Annotated in this window: 3 protein-coding genes; all 3 read left to right on the top strand. The window is 42.0% G+C overall.

The genetic code is table 11. The features are described 5' to 3' along the window. The first annotated feature begins 649 nt into the window (after positions 1 to 649). On the top strand, positions 650 to 823 hold the full coding sequence (locus AACQ81_RS02670; protein WP_237388442.1) for a hypothetical protein: 174 nt from the start codon (positions 650 to 652) through the stop codon (positions 821 to 823). 141 nt (positions 824 to 964) lie between these two features. After that, a complete protein-coding gene (locus AACQ81_RS02675; protein WP_237388443.1) occupies positions 965 to 1,210 on the top strand; it encodes a hypothetical protein in 246 nt (81 codons plus the stop codon). After that, positions 1,207 to 1,932, top strand: a 726-nt coding sequence (locus tag AACQ81_RS02680) for a primase-helicase zinc-binding domain-containing protein (RefSeq protein WP_272903142.1), incomplete at its 3' end; no start/stop codon positions are given. The genes AACQ81_RS02675 and AACQ81_RS02680, both read left to right, overlap by 4 nt.

Raw genomic sequence — 1,932 nt, forward strand, 5'->3', positions numbered from 1 at the left:
TGTTTTTTTTATTATTTTTTTTGAAAATAGCTCGGAGACTACCAATTTCACACCTTACTATTTCTGGGAAGGGGAAGATGTTGGTTACTTTACTATATATAACTATGCTTAGTATATGATACTTTAATAAATGTTATTTATATTGTTCTTTTATATTGATACTTTAATATGGGTAACATATCAAATCGTATATTGATGGGTTGTTTTTGAATGTTATGTTTTTGAGGGTTCTGGTAACAAGGTAACGAGGGTAGATAGTAATAACTTATAAAACAATGAATTGAACTTGTTACCTTGTAGTGGTCGATTTTGTTACCATTGTTTTTCGTAATGTAATGGCGTTTTTTATGTGGTTCACGGTCTAGTTTTTCATTTGTTTTCCGTGAATGCAGCATACCTTTGTTACGCTGTTACCCTAATTTTTTGATGCTATAACTAGGCAGACATCACGGCCCTCAATGCCCGTACAATACAATTTCGCTGGTAAGGACCCAAAAAAATATGTGGGAACGTACCGAAGATAAAATCAATACCTATCATTAACAACAAAAATAATTTATAACTGGTTAAAGAATATCTAACCCTGTCCATTGTTAGCCTGTTATCTCTGTGATACTGTAATGCAAATTAAAGGGGGATTAAGGTTGTTATGAAAAAAACCGCAACGATAAACGTCCGCCTGAGCGAACAGGATAAAGCCAAGCTAGACGCAGAAGTTAGACGTTTGCGAATGCAGACGGGAGATAATGTAACCATCACAGACCTGATTAAACGCTATATTGATAATCTGGAGCCTGTAACAGACAGTAAAAAACAGAAGTAAAAAACCCGATGGCGCGAACCAATCGGGCTTTAATGGATGTCCTGTAATCGTTAGCAGCGATTACAAGGCAAATTAGATTCTTGACTAATGCTCTGGTAAGCCCGCAGTCAAGTAACTTTCTACAATAAAAAAGGATCCATCATGATGGAGTCTACCGTTAATGTTAGTAATTTTATAGCTAGCTATGAAATAAAAAATATCAACTGTTCAAAAATCAGCGCATTAGATGTCGCTAACAGCCTTGAAAGTCTAGTAAAGACATTATCCCACATCGAAACAATGAACGACCTGAACTTGAAACCTTACGTCTCAGGTATGCTAAACATCGCCGCTCGTGAATGCACAACATTGGTCACCCTGCTGAACGCAAACGAGGTGAACCAATGAGAAAAATTGACGCCATCAAACAAATATCCCAACAGGCAGAGAACCATTGGCACAGCGTCCTTGAGGCGCTGTCTATCAACGTTCATCAAGACCCCAACAAACATACCTCATGCCCCGCGTGCGGAGGGAAAGATCGCTTCCGTTTCGACAACCAAGAAGGGCGCGGAACTTACTATTGCAACCAGTGCGGCGCAGGTGATGGCCTGTCATTGGTTCAAAAGGTTCGCGGCTGTGATGCCTCCGATGCAGCAAAAATGGTGCATGACGTGCTATCCGGCGCTCCACTGCCATCAGTAAGACCGGAACAACTGCTAGCCAGAGAAAAGGCTACGGAGAGCGTGCCCATTGATAAAAAGGTGCTGGGGATGATGGCATCGGCGGAACTGGGCGAATCGGTCTACATGAATAACAAGGGGCTGTATGGGTACAAACTCCCCATTCTCAATGATGGAAAGGCCGTCGTTACCCTCGTCAACATCAAAGGGGAAATGATGGGTGCGCAGCTATTGCCCCCAAATGGGACGGAAAAGAAAAAACTGCTGGGAGGAAGTCAGAAAAAAGGCGCGTTCGCGGTGGTTTGGGGGATGAAAAAACAACCGTTATCGATAGTTATTGCTGAGGGGTTCGCTACTGCGGTTACGGTCAGTAAATGCCACGATAATGAAAATAGTCTCACACTGGCGGCAATGGATGCAGGGAATTTGAAGCCCGTTGCTATCGAG

The sequence above is a fragment of the Xenorhabdus sp. Sc-CR9 genome (assembly GCF_963897815.1).
Classification (GTDB): domain Bacteria; phylum Pseudomonadota; class Gammaproteobacteria; order Enterobacterales; family Enterobacteriaceae; genus Xenorhabdus.